General features: G+C 59.3%; 14 protein-coding genes. 2 read left to right on the top strand and 12 right to left on the bottom strand.

Going from position 1 to position 14186, the window contains the following annotated elements; genetic code table 11:
* The first annotated feature begins 43 nt into the window (after positions 1 to 43).
* Entirely contained in the window at positions 44 to 910 is an 867-nt protein-coding gene (mscS, locus tag ACUTSW_RS12345; protein ID WP_006327780.1) for a small-conductance mechanosensitive channel MscS, read from the top strand.
* 272 nt (positions 911 to 1182) lie between these two features.
* Positions 1183 to 1722 carry a DUF2058 domain-containing protein gene (locus ACUTSW_RS12340; protein WP_062868551.1) on the top strand — a complete coding sequence of 180 codons (540 nt, stop codon included), beginning with the start codon at positions 1183 to 1185 and terminating at the stop codon, positions 1720 to 1722.
* 58 nt (positions 1723 to 1780) lie between these two features.
* Here ACUTSW_RS12340 and ACUTSW_RS12335 read toward each other — a convergent pair whose 3' ends face one another.
* From ACUTSW_RS12335 to ACUTSW_RS12280, 12 genes are all read right to left on the bottom strand, one after another.
* Positions 1781 to 2479: an RluA family pseudouridine synthase gene (locus ACUTSW_RS12335; protein WP_445584541.1), complete on the bottom strand. Its 699-nt coding sequence runs from the start codon at positions 2477 to 2479 to the stop codon at positions 1781 to 1783.
* A gap of 201 nt (positions 2480 to 2680) precedes the next feature.
* Positions 2681 to 3382 carry an L-ribulose-5-phosphate 4-epimerase gene (gene araD, locus ACUTSW_RS12330; protein ID WP_445584540.1) on the bottom strand — a complete coding sequence of 234 codons (702 nt, stop codon included), beginning with the start codon at positions 3380 to 3382 and terminating at the stop codon, positions 2681 to 2683.
* The gene (locus ACUTSW_RS12325; RefSeq protein WP_445584539.1) at positions 3376 to 4236 is read right to left on the bottom strand and encodes an L-ribulose-5-phosphate 3-epimerase; all 861 of its coding nucleotides are present in this window, start codon (positions 4234 to 4236) and stop codon (positions 3376 to 3378) included. Before ACUTSW_RS12325 ends, araD begins: the two co-directional genes overlap by 7 nt.
* A 1-nt stretch (position 4237) precedes the next feature.
* On the bottom strand, positions 4238 to 4894 hold the full coding sequence (gene ulaD, locus ACUTSW_RS12320) for a 3-keto-L-gulonate-6-phosphate decarboxylase UlaD (RefSeq protein WP_445584538.1): 657 nt from the start codon (positions 4892 to 4894) through the stop codon (positions 4238 to 4240).
* Entirely contained in the window at positions 4891 to 6381 is a 1491-nt protein-coding gene (locus ACUTSW_RS12315; protein WP_445584537.1) for an FGGY-family carbohydrate kinase, read from the bottom strand. The genes ulaD and ACUTSW_RS12315 overlap by 4 nt, the downstream gene beginning before the upstream one ends.
* Positions 6381 to 7676, bottom strand: coding sequence for an MFS transporter (locus ACUTSW_RS12310; RefSeq protein ID WP_013814412.1), 1296 nt, complete (start codon positions 7674 to 7676; stop codon positions 6381 to 6383). Before ACUTSW_RS12310 ends, ACUTSW_RS12315 begins: the two co-directional genes overlap by 1 nt.
* A 97-nt stretch (positions 7677 to 7773) precedes the next feature.
* Positions 7774 to 8247 (bottom strand): YhcH/YjgK/YiaL family protein, encoded by a 474-nt coding sequence (locus ACUTSW_RS12305; RefSeq protein WP_197929681.1) that lies wholly within the window; start codon positions 8245 to 8247, stop codon positions 7774 to 7776.
* Positions 8248 to 8260: 13 nt separating this feature from the next.
* Positions 8261 to 9259: a 3-dehydro-L-gulonate 2-dehydrogenase gene (gene yiaK, locus ACUTSW_RS12300; RefSeq protein WP_445584536.1), complete on the bottom strand. Its 999-nt coding sequence runs from the start codon at positions 9257 to 9259 to the stop codon at positions 8261 to 8263.
* 257 nt (positions 9260 to 9516) lie between these two features.
* Positions 9517 to 10377, bottom strand: coding sequence for an SMP-30/gluconolactonase/LRE family protein (locus tag ACUTSW_RS12295; RefSeq protein ID WP_445584535.1), 861 nt, complete (start codon positions 10375 to 10377; stop codon positions 9517 to 9519).
* Positions 10378 to 10389: 12 nt separating this feature from the next.
* Positions 10390 to 11490: an ABC transporter substrate-binding protein gene (locus ACUTSW_RS12290; RefSeq protein ID WP_062868538.1), complete on the bottom strand. Its 1101-nt coding sequence runs from the start codon at positions 11488 to 11490 to the stop codon at positions 10390 to 10392.
* Between the two features lie 15 nt (positions 11491 to 11505).
* On the bottom strand, positions 11506 to 12588 hold the full coding sequence (locus ACUTSW_RS12285) for an ABC transporter permease (protein ID WP_006327768.1): 1083 nt from the start codon (positions 12586 to 12588) through the stop codon (positions 11506 to 11508).
* Complete coding sequence (locus tag ACUTSW_RS12280; RefSeq protein ID WP_062868536.1) at positions 12581 to 14134, bottom strand: sugar ABC transporter ATP-binding protein; 1554 nt, start codon at positions 14132 to 14134, stop codon at positions 12581 to 12583. The genes ACUTSW_RS12285 and ACUTSW_RS12280 overlap by 8 nt, the downstream gene beginning before the upstream one ends.
* Positions 14135 to 14186: the final 52 nt, after the last annotated feature.

Below are 14186 nucleotides of genomic sequence, written 5' to 3'. Positions count from 1 at the left end.
TTTGCGAGTTTATCCCATTAGGGACAAAGTTAGGACGACACGAATGAAAGATTTGAATGTAGTGGATGGCATCAACGGCGCCGGTAACTGGCTGGTGAAGAACCAGGATCTGCTGATCCAGTACGCGGTTAACATCGTCGCCGCCATCGTTATCCTGATTATCGGTTCGATTATTGCCCGAGTGATCGGCAACGCATTAAACCGCGTGATGAAGCTGCGCGGCATTGACGCCACGGTAGCGGATTTCCTGTCTGCGATCGTGCGTTATGGCGTGTTGGCGTTTACCTTTATTGCGGTGCTGGGGCGCATTGGCGTGCAGACCACTTCGGTGATCGCCGTACTGGGTGCCGCCGGTTTGGCCGTGGGTCTGGCGCTGCAGGGCTCGCTGTCCAACTTTGCCGCCGGCGTACTGCTGGTGATCTTCCGCCCGCTGCGCGTGGGCGAGTATGTTGATCTGGGCGGCGTGGCCGGCACTGTCGATCAGGTGCAAATCTTTTCCACCACTCTGCGTACCGCAGACAACAAAACCATCGTGGTGCCGAACGGCAAAATCATTGCCGGCAACATCATCAACTACTCCCGCGAGCCGAATCGTCGTGTGGATATCGTGGTGGGCGTGGCCTATAACGCCGACATCGACGTGGTGAAAAAGGTGCTGGGCGATGTGATTGCGGCCGACAAACGCGTTATGCATGCCAAGGGCGTGACCGTGCGTCTGAACGAAATGGCGCCCTCTTCGCTGAACTTCGTGACCCGTTCCTGGACCACCAACGCGGAGTACTGGAACGTGTACTTCGATCTGATGGAAAACTTCAAGCGCGCGCTGGATGCCAACAACATCGGCATTCCGTTCCCGCAGATGGACGTTCATCTCTATCGCACTGAACAAGCCGCCGCTAAAGCGGAATAAGCGAGAAGGGGCCCAGGCCCCTTTTTTTATTGCTGGCCGAGGTTATCTCCCTGAGAGGCAGCCTCGGCTTTTCGTTTTGTCAGTTTGGCAACGCAGATCCAGACGCGGGTACCTGGCGGTACAAGCTGAGCCGGTAGAGCGGGAGGAGGGCGGCTGAGCCCACCGATACCGACACCAGGCGCGGAGCATCAGCAGGCCACGCCAGCCTCTGGTACAGCCTCGAAAATTACAGGTATAATCCCACAAATTATTCAACGGGTTCAGAAACGAAAATGACAAAACTCACCTTGCAAGAGCAGATGCTGAAAGCGGGACTAGTGACCAGCAAAAAAATGGCCAAAGTCCAAAAAACCGCTAAAAAATCACGGGTGCAGGCGCGTGAGGCAAGAGAGGCGGTGGAAGAAAATAAAAAAGCACAACTTGAGCGTGATAAACAGCTAAGCGAACAACAAAAACAAGCCGCTTTATCTAAAGAGTATAAAGCTCAGGTGAAGCAGCTCATTGAAATGAACAGGATCGACATTGCAAAAGGCGATATTGGTTTTAACTTCACAGATAATAATGTAATAAAAAAAGTATTTGTGGATAAGCTAACCCAAGCTCAGCTGATTAGTGGCCGCCTCGCCATTGCTCGTTTGGTTGCGGATAACAGCGCTGAGAGCCAATATGCAATCATCCCTGCGAGCGTAGCCGATAAAATTGCGCAGCGAGATGCGAACAGCATTGTATTGAATAGTGCGCTTAGTCAGGAAGAGCAAGATGAAGAAGATCCGTATGCCGATTTTAAAGTGCCCGATGATTTGATGTGGTAATTACCGTTTGCCTATATCGGGTTCCTTCGCGGCGGCATCGTTATAGCGACTTTCGCTTTCAGAACGGGCTGGCATGACGGGCTTTGATCTGTTCTTTGCCAATAGGGTGAACAAAATGCAGTTCACTGGCATGCAGCATCAGCCGCGGGATCCGCTCGGTACCCGGCAGCAGGCGACCGCCATACAGGTCACAGCCCAAAATAGGGTGGCCCAACAGCTGACAGTGGATGCGGAGTTGATGAGTGCGCCCGGTTTCCGGGATTAGCTGCACCCGCGTCACTGGCAGTAACGTCCCGCCTTCCAACTCACGATAAAAGCGCTCAACGACCCGATAGCTGGAGCGAGCAGGCTTGCCGTGGGTTGCGCAAATCGACATCAGCGGGAACAGCGCCGGGTCTTTGGCAATCGTGGCGTCTATCACCCCTTCGTCGTCGTCCAGATGCCCGCAAAGCAGTGCGCTGTACACTTTGGTCACTGTTCGCTGGCTGAACTGTTGGCAGAGGGCGGCATTGATAGCCTTATTGCGGGCAATCACCATCAGCCCGGAAGTACCGAAATCCAGGCGGTGGACCAGGGTGCAACCGGGGAATACCTGTACCAGCCGATGATGCACCGAATCCAGATTTTGCGGATTTTTCCCCGAGAGGCTGAGCAGTCCGGCGGGTTTATTGATCAGTACCAGACTCTCGTCCTGATAGAGATTTTCGATCTTGTCATGGCACGGCGGGGCAATAAAGGTATCGATAATCTTGGACATCAGGCTACCCGGACGAAGAGTGGGAGCGGATGATAACGAATTTTAAACCGACTGGCGAATCCGGCTATTCGTCTGACGGAGCGGCGGGTGGCAAGCTGTCACGCAGATTATGTCGCGATATTAATGGCTGTTTTCACCAGACGCCTCTCGGCGTCTGGCTACTACGGTGGCGGTTTGCCTGCAAGGGCGGGCTAACCCGACTTATTGCCCATAATAGGCGTTCTTGCCGTGCTTGCGCAGATAGTGTTTATCCAGCAACTCTTGCTGCATGCTGCCGATACCCGGCGTCAGCTGGCGTGAAAAAATCCCCATATAGGCAATTTCTTCCAGCACCACCGCATTGTGCACCGCGTTGTGCGGATCCTTGCCCCAGGCGAACGGGCCATGTGCATTCACCAGCACCGCCGGAATGGCGTTGGGGCTGATGCCGCGCCGGCGGAAGGTGTCGATAATCACCTTGCCGGTCTCCAGCTCATAGTCATGTTCAATTTCTTGCTCGGTCATCAGCCGGGTGCAGGGGATGGCGCCGTAGAAGTAGTCGGCGTGGGTGGTGCCCCAGGCGGGAATGTCCAGCCCGGCCTGCGCCCAGATGGTGGCGTGGCGCGAATGGGTGTGTACGATACCGCCGATATCGGCGAATTCACGGTACAGCGCCAGGTGGGTGGCGGTATCTGAAGACGGCTTCTTGCTTCCCTCGAGGGTGCGACCGCTGGCGAGATCCACCACCACCATATCCTCGGTTGCCATATGCTCGTATTCCACGCCGGAAGGCTTGATCACCACCAGCCCGCGTTCGCGGTCCACCGCGCTGACATTGCCCCAGGTGAAGGTCACCAGATTGTGTCGGGGCAGGTCGAGGTTGGCTTCCAGCACCTGTTGTTTAAGCTGCGGCAGAGTTAGCATGTCATTCCCCCTTGTTGCATTTTCTGTTCGATCCAGCGGCGTGCCTGAACAATCTCGGCCACCGGCTCCTCGGCTTTTTCGGTCCACATTTCGATCAGGAAAGCGCCGCGGTAATTAAGCTGTTTCAGCGTGCGGAACACGGCGACAAAATCCACGCAACCTTCGCCAAAGGGCACGTCGCGGAACTGCCCCGGCGAACTTTCGGTGACCGGATAGGTGTCCTTCAGGTGGATGGCGGCAATGCGGTCAATGCCCAACGCCAGCTCCTGCGCCACATCGTTGCCCCAGGCACTGAGGTTGCCGACGTCCGGATACACCGTGAACCACGGCGATGCCAGACAAGCGTCCCAGGCCTTCCATTTGCTGATGGAGTTCATAAAGGCGGTATCCATGATTTCCACCGCCAGCATCACCTGGGCAGCGGCGGCACGCTCGACCGCCCATTGCATGCCCTCGGTAAAGCGCGCCAGAGTGCTGTCGTCCTGCTGTTCGTAATAGACGTCATACCCGGCGAGCTGAATGGTGCGGATACCGACGTCTTTCGCCAACTGAATGGCCTGTTCCATCACCTCGAAGGCGCGCCGGCGCAGCGCATCATCATGGCTGCCGAACGGGAAACGGCGATGGCCCGACAGGCACATTGACGGGATAGTGATACCGGTTTCCAGCATGGCGCTGACCAGCGACAGCCGCTGCTCCTTGCTCCAACTCAGACGTGCCAGCCGCTCGTCGCTTTCATCCACCGACATCTCGACAAAATCGAAACCGCAGGCTTTGGCCAGCGCCAGCCGCTCGGGCCAGGTCAGGTGTTTCGGCAACGCTTTTTCATAAATTCCCAACGGGTGCTGGCGCATATCAACCTCTCCATATGTCATCAATGGCGGAACGGAACTGACCGGCGGCGGCCAGCGGATCGGCAGCCTCCGCCAGCGCCCGACCGACGATAAAGGCGGTCACGGCGATATCTTTGAACAGCGGTAAATCGGCCGGGGTGATACCGCCGGTGACCGACAGCTCGATGCCCAGATCCGACAGCGCTTTCATCAGATCCAGATCTTGCCGCCCCCAGGTTTGCCCGCTGGCCTGCGCGTCGCGGCCACGGTGGTAGATCGCTTGGCGGATGCCGAGCTCGCGCCACTGTCTGGCGTCGTCCAGCGTCCAGCGGCCGAACAGCTCAATCTGAATGTCCCCCTGATGCAGCTGCGCCACTTCCAGTGCGCCGGCCATGGTGGCCAAAGGTGCGGCGCAGATCACCGTCATCCAGTCGGCACCGTGGCCGAAGGCCTGTTGCGCCAGGGTGCCACCGGCATCGGCCACTTTCAGGTCGGCCACCAACGTATGCTGCGGGCAGCGCTCACGCAGTGCGCTCACCGCCTGGATACCGGCGCTGATGCATAAAATGGTGCCGGCCTCGATGATGTCGACGTGCGATTGCAGGCGTTCTGCCGTCTGCAGGGCGGCCTCCAGCCGGGTATGGTCGAGCGCCAGTTGCAGGCGCGGTTTATTGCTCATGGAACCTCCTGGTGGCCGGATTGCAGCCCTTGCAACGCCGCAATCAGCGCCTGATAACCTTGGTGTTTTCGAACATAGGCCTCACCGGTTGCGGTGTCCGGCAGCACCCGTTCGATGCGCGGTGCCAGCGCCAACTGGGCGGCGGTGAAATCACGGAATGCGCCGCTGCCGACCATGGCCGCCATTGCGGCACCCAGACAGCCGGTTTCCTCAACCTGCGGCAGTTCCACCGGCAGGCCGCTGACGTCGGCGAACATCTGCATCCAGGGCGCCGATTTGGCGGGGCCGCCGGTGACGCGCAACGCTTTAGCCGCCGGGAAGCGTTGCCGCATGCGGTTAAGGTGGGTCATATGACAGAACACCACGCCTTCGTAGATCGCCTGCACCAGATGTTCGCGCTGGTGGAAGGCCTGTAGGCCGTGGAAGCTGGCGCTTAGCCCCAGACCGGCGTTGGAGCCGTACAGGAAGGGGGCGAACAGCAGGCTGCTGGCGGCCTTGGGCAGCGCGGCGACCCAGTCATTGAGTTGGGTGTAGTCGCTCAGCCCCCATTGGCGGCAGAACCACTCCAGGTTGGCGGCTGAGGTGGGGCTGGCTTCGTGCACGATGTATTTCCCCGCCTCGGCGTGGCGGCCATAGACAAAGGGATGGTCGAAACCCTCGGTGATGCTGTCGGTGATGCCGCTGGTAACCGACCAGGTGCCCATCACCGCATTAAGCCGCGTCTCATCCTGCAACCCGGCGCACAGCGCGGTAGAGACCACGTCAAACAACCCGCCAACCACCGGCGTTCCCGGCAATAATCCGGTAGTCTCGGCTGCTGCGGCGTTCACCCGCCCGGCGATCTCGGCGGAGCCAACGATCGGCGGCAGGGCGGGCATGATGTCGCCGATGCCTAACAGTTGCGCCAACGCCGGGTCATAGCGCCCGCCGCTCATCTGGTACAGATTGGATTCGGAGATATTGGTTTCTTCGCAGGCCAGCTCGCCGGTCAGGCAGTAACGCAGGTAATCGTGCGCCATCAACACGCTGCCAATCCGGCGGTAGCGTTCCGGCTGGTGCTGCCTGACCCAGCGCAGTAGCGAGACCGGGTGGCCGGTCCACAACGTTTGCCGCGTCTGTGGGTACAATGCCTGCGGTACGCCCTGTTTCTGCCACTCTTGCACCTGCGCCAATGCGCGCTGGTCGGAAGACAGCATGGCGTTACCCAACGGTTGGCCTTGCGCGTCTAACAAAAACGCGCCTTTACCCTGCGCCGAGATGCCGATGGCCTGAATATCAGCGGCGGCAATGTCGTTGCGGGCCAGCAATTCGCGGATCACCTCGGCGGCGGTCTGCCACAGCGCGGGCATGTCACGTTCCGCCCAGCCGGGTTGCGGCGCGACAATGTCCAGCGTACGGCGGGCTATGCCCAGTTCTGCGCCATTCCGGTCATACAGGCCGGCTTTGATAAAGGTGCCGCCGCAGTCCAGCCCCAGCCAATAGTCCATTATTCGGCCCCCGCTTTTTGGTCGCATCTGTTCGGCAGCATCAACGCCAGCACCGAGGCGATGGCCAGCGACACCGCGAGGCTGTAAACGCCGACGTCTTTGCTGAACAAGGTGATCAACACGCCGACCATATAGGGGCCGCAGAAACCGCCGAGGTTGCCCAGTGCATTGATCACGCCGCGCGCGCCGCCGGCCACTTCGGCGTTAAACAGCTTGGGCGGAATGGTCCAGAACACCCCGGCGGCGGCCTGGATAAAGACGCCGCAGCCCACCAGCGCCGCGTACGACCACCAGATGTGATCCTTCAGCAGCACCGACAACGCCATGCAGATGGCAAAGCAGGCCAGCGGCAGTGCGACGAACACTTTGCGCTTGCCGGTGCGATCGGAGAGGGTGGAAATGATCAGCATGCCGAAGATGGCGCCGATATAGGGCAGGATAGCCAGCATCCCGACCTGCTCCATATTGCCGTTGGTGAGCCCCTTGAGAATGGTCGGCAGCCACAGGGTGTAGCCGTAAATCCCGGTCTGGTAGAAGAAGTTCACCAGAATCAACTGCCACATGATTTTGTCGCCCAGCACCCGACGCAGCGAGGCGTTGCGCACCGTTTTGCCTTTGATCAGCAACTGTTCATCGTGCAGCGTTTTGATCAGATAATCTTTTTCCGCCTGCGAAATCCATTTGGCCTCTTGTGGACGGTTGCTGATGGTGAAATACCACAGCACCATCACGACCAGCGACAGCGCGCCCTCGACCAGGAACAGCATGCGCCAGTCCCAGGCGGTGATGATCCAGCCGGACAGCGGTGCGGTAAGGATGCCGGCGATCGGCACGAACATGATGACGATGGCGTTGGCGCGGCCGCGCTCCTTGTCCGGGAACCAGTTGCTGATCATGGTCAGCACCACCGGCAGCATGCCGCCTTCGGAAACGCCGAGGGCGAAGCGCAGGAACAGCAATTGATACTGGTTAGTGACCAGCCCGGTCAGCACGGAAATCACCGCCCAGGCCAACAACGACCAACCGATGAATTTCTTGCCGTTGCCGTACACCGCCAGCTTGCCGCCGGGTACCTGCAAGAACAGATAACCGATAAAGAAAATACCGCCGGCCAACCCGGCCATCGAGGCGGTGATGCCCAGTTCATCGTCCATGCCGCCGGGCATGGCGAAGGCGATGTTCACCCGGTCCATATAGGAAATAATGCAGGTAATAAGAATAGGCGGCACTATTCTCAACCAGCGTAATTTGGGGATCGCCTGGCTTTGGGTGACAGAAACAGAGGCTGTATTCATATATACACCTGTAGAGTCATTTAGTGGTGTTAAGGCGTAGGGGCGTCTACACAGGCCCGCAGGCCCGTGTTGTTCAGGGTTATAAACTCGGTGTTGCTTATTGGGCGTTAAATAACGCCAGCGGTATTTTCACCACCACTTTGCGAATAGCGCAGGGCCGTTGATGAATACAGGCCGGACGATGAACGTCCTGCGGAAAAAATACCGCGAAATTGCCGGGGCGCATTGTGAGCCAGGATTCGTCCGCGACGTCCTGATAAAAAATGATGTCGCGCTGTGCCAGCAATTCCTGATGGATCGGGTTATCGCCGCGATCTGCCGCTACGCCGATCAATTCGGTGCCGCTGACCAGAAACTGTACGTCTACGTTCTTGCGGTGTACTTCGGGCCGCAGTTCGTCCGGCGGTTGAGTGTGCAGATCCAGCACCTGCACCACGTAACCCGTGGCGGGATCTTCATAACGCCCGGCGGGCAGGGCGCTGAAATCGGTATTCTGCAAATAGGCGACGGCGTTGGCGACCGGCGCAGGGTACTGTTCGGATGCCGTATTGGCGATATGACCGAATATCATGGCGGTTCTCCTGTTACAGTGCCTGAATGCGCGCCCAGACGCGTTCATCGATCGGAATGCCGTCGCGCATGTTTTCCGCCTGGATGCGCGGGAATTTATGGCCCGGCAGGCGAATGGCGACTTCCGGGTTATCGCGTTCGGCGCTGGTGATGTAATCCATGATCCGTTGCAGCTTTTCGTCGCGGGTATTGCCGTCGATCAGGCGCTCGATCTCAATGGCGATAAACACCTGGGATACCCCGTACTCATCGCGGTTGTCTTCGGTCACCTCCGCCACCGAGGATCCGCCGGACAACAGGGTGGCGATCATATCCAGCACAATCGACAGCGCCGATCCTTTCCAGTAACCCATAGGTAAAATGCGGCGGTTCTCTTCAATGGTGGCCGGATCGCGCGTCAACTGGCCGTCGTTGTCGAAGCCGCCGTCTACCGGCAGCGTTTTGCCGGCCAGCCGGTTCAGCTCCAGCGCGCCGTAGGAGAACATCGACATCGACATATCCACCATGGTGATTGGGTTGCCCGGCACCGCGACGATCAGCGGATTGGTGCCGATGCGGCACTCTTTGGAGCCCCACGGCGGCATCACGGCTATCGAGTTGGTCCAGCAGATGCCGATATAACCTTTCTCCGCCGCCTGCCAGCCGTAACCGCCGCCGCGCATCCAGTGATTGGCGTTGCGCAGCGCCACCAGGCCGATACCGTGGCTATCGGCCAGTTGCATGGCGCGATCCATCATCCTGCGGGCGGTGAGGTTGCCGATGCCCTGATGGGCGTCCCATTGTTCGATTGCACCCAGCGACAGCAGCTTGCTGGGTTCGGCGTCCGGCACGATATCGCCTGCGTCGAGCTGCTGAATAAAGCGCGGAAACCGGTTAACGCCGTGGGAGTAAACGCCGCTGGCAGAAGTGTCGGCGAACATGCCGGCGCAGTCGTCAGCGGTGGTTTCCGCCACGCCCCGCGACAGCAGTACGCGTTTGAATTGCTGTTTCAGATCGGTGTAACTCACTCTCATGCGGGCTCTCCGTTACGGCGTATTTGCGTGTTTTACGTTCGTTAAATTTCAATATGCGAAATTGCATTTCAAATAAATGCTATACCTGCGGCTGAGTGAAGTCAAAGTAAGCAAAGAGAAAGTTATTTATATAAAACAGTTGGTTAAATTAATCTGATGGTTTTGTGATCGGCGGCACGTTTTTGGGCCGTTGACGTGCTTCAGGCGTGACAAAGCAGAGCGGAACAGGCCCGCTCTGCGTTCACTTCTCCTGTCAGTTATCCCTGGGTATTCAACACCCTGCGGTATAACGAGGTGGTGGCGGTAATGTACAGCTCGTTGCCGTCCGGCCCACCGAAGGTGCAATTGGAGACCCGTTCCGGCACGTCGATTTTTCCCTGCTGTTTCCCCTGGCTGTCGAAGATCAGCACGCCATCGGCGCAACTGCAAAACAGGTTGCCGGCCCTGTCTACGCAGAAGCCATCCGGGAAGCCGGGGGCTACGGCGGCGAAACGCCGGCCGCTGCTCAACTCACGTCCATCGACCTGATACACCCGCAATTCGCTGCGGCCGAGGGTCGGGAAATCGACGATCGACATATCTGCCACGTACAGCAACGACTCATCCGGTGAAAAGGCCAGGCCGTTCGGGCGCTGCAGATCGCAGGCGGCAATGTTCAACGAACCGTCGCGCGGGTCAAAGCAGTAGAGATAGCAGCCGATCACCTGGCTTTCCGACTTGTAACCTTCTTCGTCGCCGGTAATGCCGTAGGGTGGATCGGTGAACCAAATCGTGCCGTCAGAGCGCACCGCCACGTCGTTGGGTGAATTGAAACGCTTGCCGTCAACGCGTTCGATCAGCATGTGCACTTCACCGTTGCTTTCAGTGCGGGAGATGCCGCGGCGTCCGTGCTCGCAGCTGACCACCTGCCCTTCGGCGTCGCGGGCATTGCCGTTGGCGTAGTGCGAAGGGGAGCGCCACAGGCTCAGCTCCCCCTGCCGTGACCAGCGGAACATGCGGTTGCCTTTCACATCGCTGAACACCACCGCATCCTGTTGCGGCAACCACACCGGTCCTTCAGCCCAAATGGCCGGTGAACACAGGCGCTCAAGCTGATGGTCAGCCATCAGTCCGTTCATACCGACCTCCGCTTACTTCACGCCCCAGATGGTTTTGTAGTGGCCCTGATAATCATTTTGCGGGTCATACAGGTTGTTGCTGCCACCGTCGGCGGCGATGTTGTCGCGCGTCACCAGGTGCGCCGGCGTGACATAGCCGGAAGGTGGCTGCTTGGCGAAGGCGCGGTTGAACTCATCCAGCAGTTGCCAGCCGTGCAGTTTCAGCGGTTCGGGCACCGTGGCAGACTGGCTGTCGCCGGAACGGATGCGCTGATAGGCGGAAATGGAGCCGTCGCCGGCGGAGATGTTATAAGGCGCGTTCTTGCCGCCTTTGCCTGCGGTTTTCAGCGCCGGCGCCATGAAATCAAAGTACAAATCGTTGATCGCCAGCGCGTACTGGAATTTATCGCCGTATTTCTGCAACAGGCTGAAGGTCATGGCCGGCATGCGGTTGGAGGTGTCCGACAGCGGGGTGTCGATGAATTCCACCACTTTACAGCCACTGCATTTGCCGATTTCTTCTTTCATCACGTTGGCCTTGTCCAGCGCGATTTGATACAGAGAATCGGTAAAGATCAGCACGCTGGCCTTGCCGCCGGATTGCACCACCGCGTATTGGGCGGCGATGCGCGCCACTTCGTTGGAATCTGAGGTGACGTTATAGAACACATTGTATTTGGCGATCGGTCCCGGCTCCGGCACCGCGTGCCAGGCGGTCAGCACTATGCCTTGCTGGATGGCCTTCTTCAGCGGGATCTTGGCTACGTTCGGGTTCCAACCGCCGATCACGATGCCGTCCGGTTTCTGAGCGATCGCCTGATTGAGCGAAGCCAACTGGTCTTTCACCGAGCCGCCGCCGTCCAACGTTTCCAGCTTCCAGCCGGCGGCTTTCGCCGCTTCGCTAAGCCCTTCTTGCACGCCCTGCACGCCGCCGTTTTTCATGTCCGAAGCGATAAAGATGATTTTCTTGTTGGCCTGCAACTGCGGGCCGCTGGTCGGCCCGTCCCACTGGGTGACGCTGGCGGTGGCCTTGGCGACCGCCGCCGTGGCCTGATCGAGATAGGCGTCGGCCCAGGCGGGTGAGGCGGCGCTGGCCAGCAGCAGGGTAGTCGGTAAGATCCAAAGACGTTTCATTGGGTGAGCTCCTGGTTAAGGATTGATCGCTTTTTGGTTATTTTTATCCGCCGTAACGGCCGGGCTGCGTTGTACCGCTTTTTGATTGAGTAACCGGCGGCGCTGGGCATAGCCCGCCAGGGTGATCGACAGCAGCAGCGTCGCGCCGTTGAACAGCGGCTCGACCCAGAACTCGCCGCCGAACTGCTGAATACCGGCGATGCCGATAGCCAGAATGGCGATGCCGACTACGGTGCCCCAGACGTTCACCCGGCCGGGGCGAATGGTGGTGCTGCCCAGGAAGGCGCCGACCAGCGCCGGCAGCAGGTAGTCCATGCCGACGCTGGCCTGGCCGACACCCTGTTCGGCGGCGATCAGTACGCCGCTGAAGCCGGTCAACACGCTGGAGGCAATAAAGGCGCCGACAGTAAAGCGGTTGACCGAGATGCCGTTTAACCGCGCCGCCGCCGGGTTGCCGCCCACCGCGTACATGCAGCGGCCCAGCGGAGTGTGTTCGGTGATCAACCACAGCACCACGGCGACGATCAACACGTAGAACGCGACGATCGGGATCCCGCCGATCTCGGTGTGGTGCAGGGCGATAAAGGCGTCCGGCAGATCGCCGACGATCTGGCGCCCGCCGGAGTGCCACAGCGCTATCGCATACAGCACGGTGCCGGAACCCAGGGTGGCAACGAAGCTGTCGATATCCGCCAGCGCCACCAGAATGCCGTTCAGCAGGCCGTACAACGCGGAGATGACCAACACCGTCAGCACCGCCATCTGCCACGAGAAGCCGTATTCCACCTGCAGGGTGATGGCGAGGATATGCCACAGCACGATGCCGAAACCGACGTTAAGGTCAATTTTGCCGACGATCATCGGAATGGTCGCCGCCAGCGCCAGCAGGGCGATCTTGGATTTGCTGGAAAGGATCGCCTGCACCGTCAACATCGAGGCGAATGACGGCGCGATCAGCGAAAACAGGACAACCAGCGCAACGCACAGCAGCAGCAGGCCGTAGCGGGTGAGAACCTGCATCAGCCACGGCCCGACGCCGTCTTGCGACAGGCTGACCCTTTGCTCAAGTGCCGTTGATTTAACCGATGTTTTAGACATTACCCACCTCAGATTCTAACGTTGTTGCGAGGGTTTCCCCGGCGCTGGCGGAGGCCAGTTCCAATAAATTGGCGAATGACACCTGCTGATTTTTCAGCTCGCCGACCACTTTTCCCCGGTTAAACACCAGAGCGCGGTTGCAGATATGGGCGATCTCCTCAAAATCGTTGGAGACAACCAATACCGCCACGCCTTCTGCCAGGGATTTATTTAAGAGATGATAGATTTCCGCCCGTGCGCCGACGTCCACGCCGGCGGTGGGATCTTCCAGGATCAGCAGCGGTGCGCCCAGGTGCATCCAACGCGCCATCACTACTTTCTGCTGGTTGCCGCCGGACAGGGCGCTGATATCGATATTGACGTCCTTGGGCCGTACATCGAACAGCTGGACCTTCCACCAACTGGCGCCTATTTCCGCGCGGCGGCTGTAGCGCGAAAGCAGCTTGTGGCCGGAAGCCGTCGGATTGATAAACAGGTTTTCACGCACGCTCATCGACATCACCAGGCTTTCGCCGGTACGATCGCCTGCCACCAATGAGACGCCGCAGGCCATCGCCTGTTGCGGGTTGCCGGCCGTATAGGGTTGGTCACGAAAACGGATCTCGCCGCCGTCGGCCTGGCGCAGACCGAACAGCAGCCGGCCGATCTCCTCTTGCCCGGCACCGCGCAGACCGGCCAGCGCCAGCATTTCGCCCGGTTGCAGGCTGAAACTGACCGGGCCGATATCGCCCACCACCAGGTTATTGAGCTGCAATACCGGCGGCCGGTGTTCCGGCAGCGGCTCGCGCTGATCGTCGGCCATGGCTTCGCCAACGATCATCTGCACCAGATCGCGCAGTGTGTAGTCGGCGGTATTGCCACCGGCCACGTAGCGCCCGTCGCGCATTACGCACACCCGGTCGGCAATCTCGATCACTTCATCCAGCCGGTGAGTGACGTAAATCATGCCGACTTTTTTGGCGCGCAGCCGGTTGATGACCGCGAACAGATGGCGCACGTCGTTGGCGGGCAGCGAGGCGGTGGGTTCATCCAGCACCAGCAATTCGGCATTGACCGCCACCGCCCGGGCGATCGCCAGCAATGATTTTTCGGTGCGCGACAGTTCGAATACCCTGGCATCGGGATCCAGCGCGATGCCGACGTCCTGCAACGCCTGAACGGCGCGGTGGCGGATGGCGCGCCAGTCGATCAAGCCAAAACGGCGCGGGAAGCCCATCACCAGCGCCATGTTTTCCGCTACCGTCATCCATTCGATCAGCCCGAGATCCTGATGAATAAAGGCAATAGGTTGGCGGCTGTCACTTTTTATCGCCGCAGCGGAGGCTATGCTGGCTCCCTGAAACTGAATGTCGCCGCCGTCGCGCGGGTAAACCCCCGCCAACACCTTGATCAACGTCGATTTTCCTGCGCCGTTCTCGCCCAGCAGCGCCAGTACCTCGCCCGGCATCACTTGCAGGCTGACGTCATTGACCGCCACGTTGCCGCCAAAACGTTTGACGATATGGCTGAGGGTGAGAATGGGTTGTTCCGCATTGTCTGGTGTCATGTGATGCGCCCCTGGTGTCCGGCATGCGCGATCGGCGCAATGCAAAATGGGT

The organism is Serratia sp. TSA_198.1 (assembly GCF_052686505.1).
Note: the sequence above shows the minus strand (reverse complement) of the source record. Positions and strands in the feature narration are given on the sequence as shown.

Coding starts and splice junctions, on each gene's coding strand:
- mscS (WP_006327780.1), top strand. CDS start 44: ATGAAAGATTTGAATGTAGTGGATGGCATCAACGGCGCCGGTAACTGG.
- ACUTSW_RS12340 (WP_062868551.1), top strand. CDS start 1,183: ATGACAAAACTCACCTTGCAAGAGCAGATGCTGAAAGCGGGACTAGTG.
- ACUTSW_RS12335 (WP_445584541.1), bottom strand. CDS start 2,479: ATGTCCAAGATTATCGATACCTTTATTGCCCCGCCGTGCCATGACAAG.
- araD (WP_445584540.1), bottom strand. CDS start 3,382: ATGCTAACTCTGCCGCAGCTTAAACAACAGGTGCTGGAAGCCAACCTC.
- ACUTSW_RS12325 (WP_445584539.1), bottom strand. CDS start 4,236: ATGCGCCAGCACCCGTTGGGAATTTATGAAAAAGCGTTGCCGAAACAC.
- ulaD (WP_445584538.1), bottom strand. CDS start 4,894: ATGAGCAATAAACCGCGCCTGCAACTGGCGCTCGACCATACCCGGCTG.
- ACUTSW_RS12315 (WP_445584537.1), bottom strand. CDS start 6,381: ATGGACTATTGGCTGGGGCTGGACTGCGGCGGCACCTTTATCAAAGCC.
- ACUTSW_RS12310 (WP_013814412.1), bottom strand. CDS start 7,676: ATGAATACAGCCTCTGTTTCTGTCACCCAAAGCCAGGCGATCCCCAAA.
- ACUTSW_RS12305 (WP_197929681.1), bottom strand. CDS start 8,247: ATGATATTCGGTCATATCGCCAATACGGCATCCGAACAGTACCCTGCG.
- yiaK (WP_445584536.1), bottom strand. CDS start 9,259: ATGAGAGTGAGTTACACCGATCTGAAACAGCAATTCAAACGCGTACTG.
- ACUTSW_RS12295 (WP_445584535.1), bottom strand. CDS start 10,377: ATGAACGGACTGATGGCTGACCATCAGCTTGAGCGCCTGTGTTCACCG.
- ACUTSW_RS12290 (WP_062868538.1), bottom strand. CDS start 11,490: ATGAAACGTCTTTGGATCTTACCGACTACCCTGCTGCTGGCCAGCGCC.
- ACUTSW_RS12285 (WP_006327768.1), bottom strand. CDS start 12,588: ATGTCTAAAACATCGGTTAAATCAACGGCACTTGAGCAAAGGGTCAGC.
- ACUTSW_RS12280 (WP_062868536.1), bottom strand. CDS start 14,134: ATGACACCAGACAATGCGGAACAACCCATTCTCACCCTCAGCCATATC.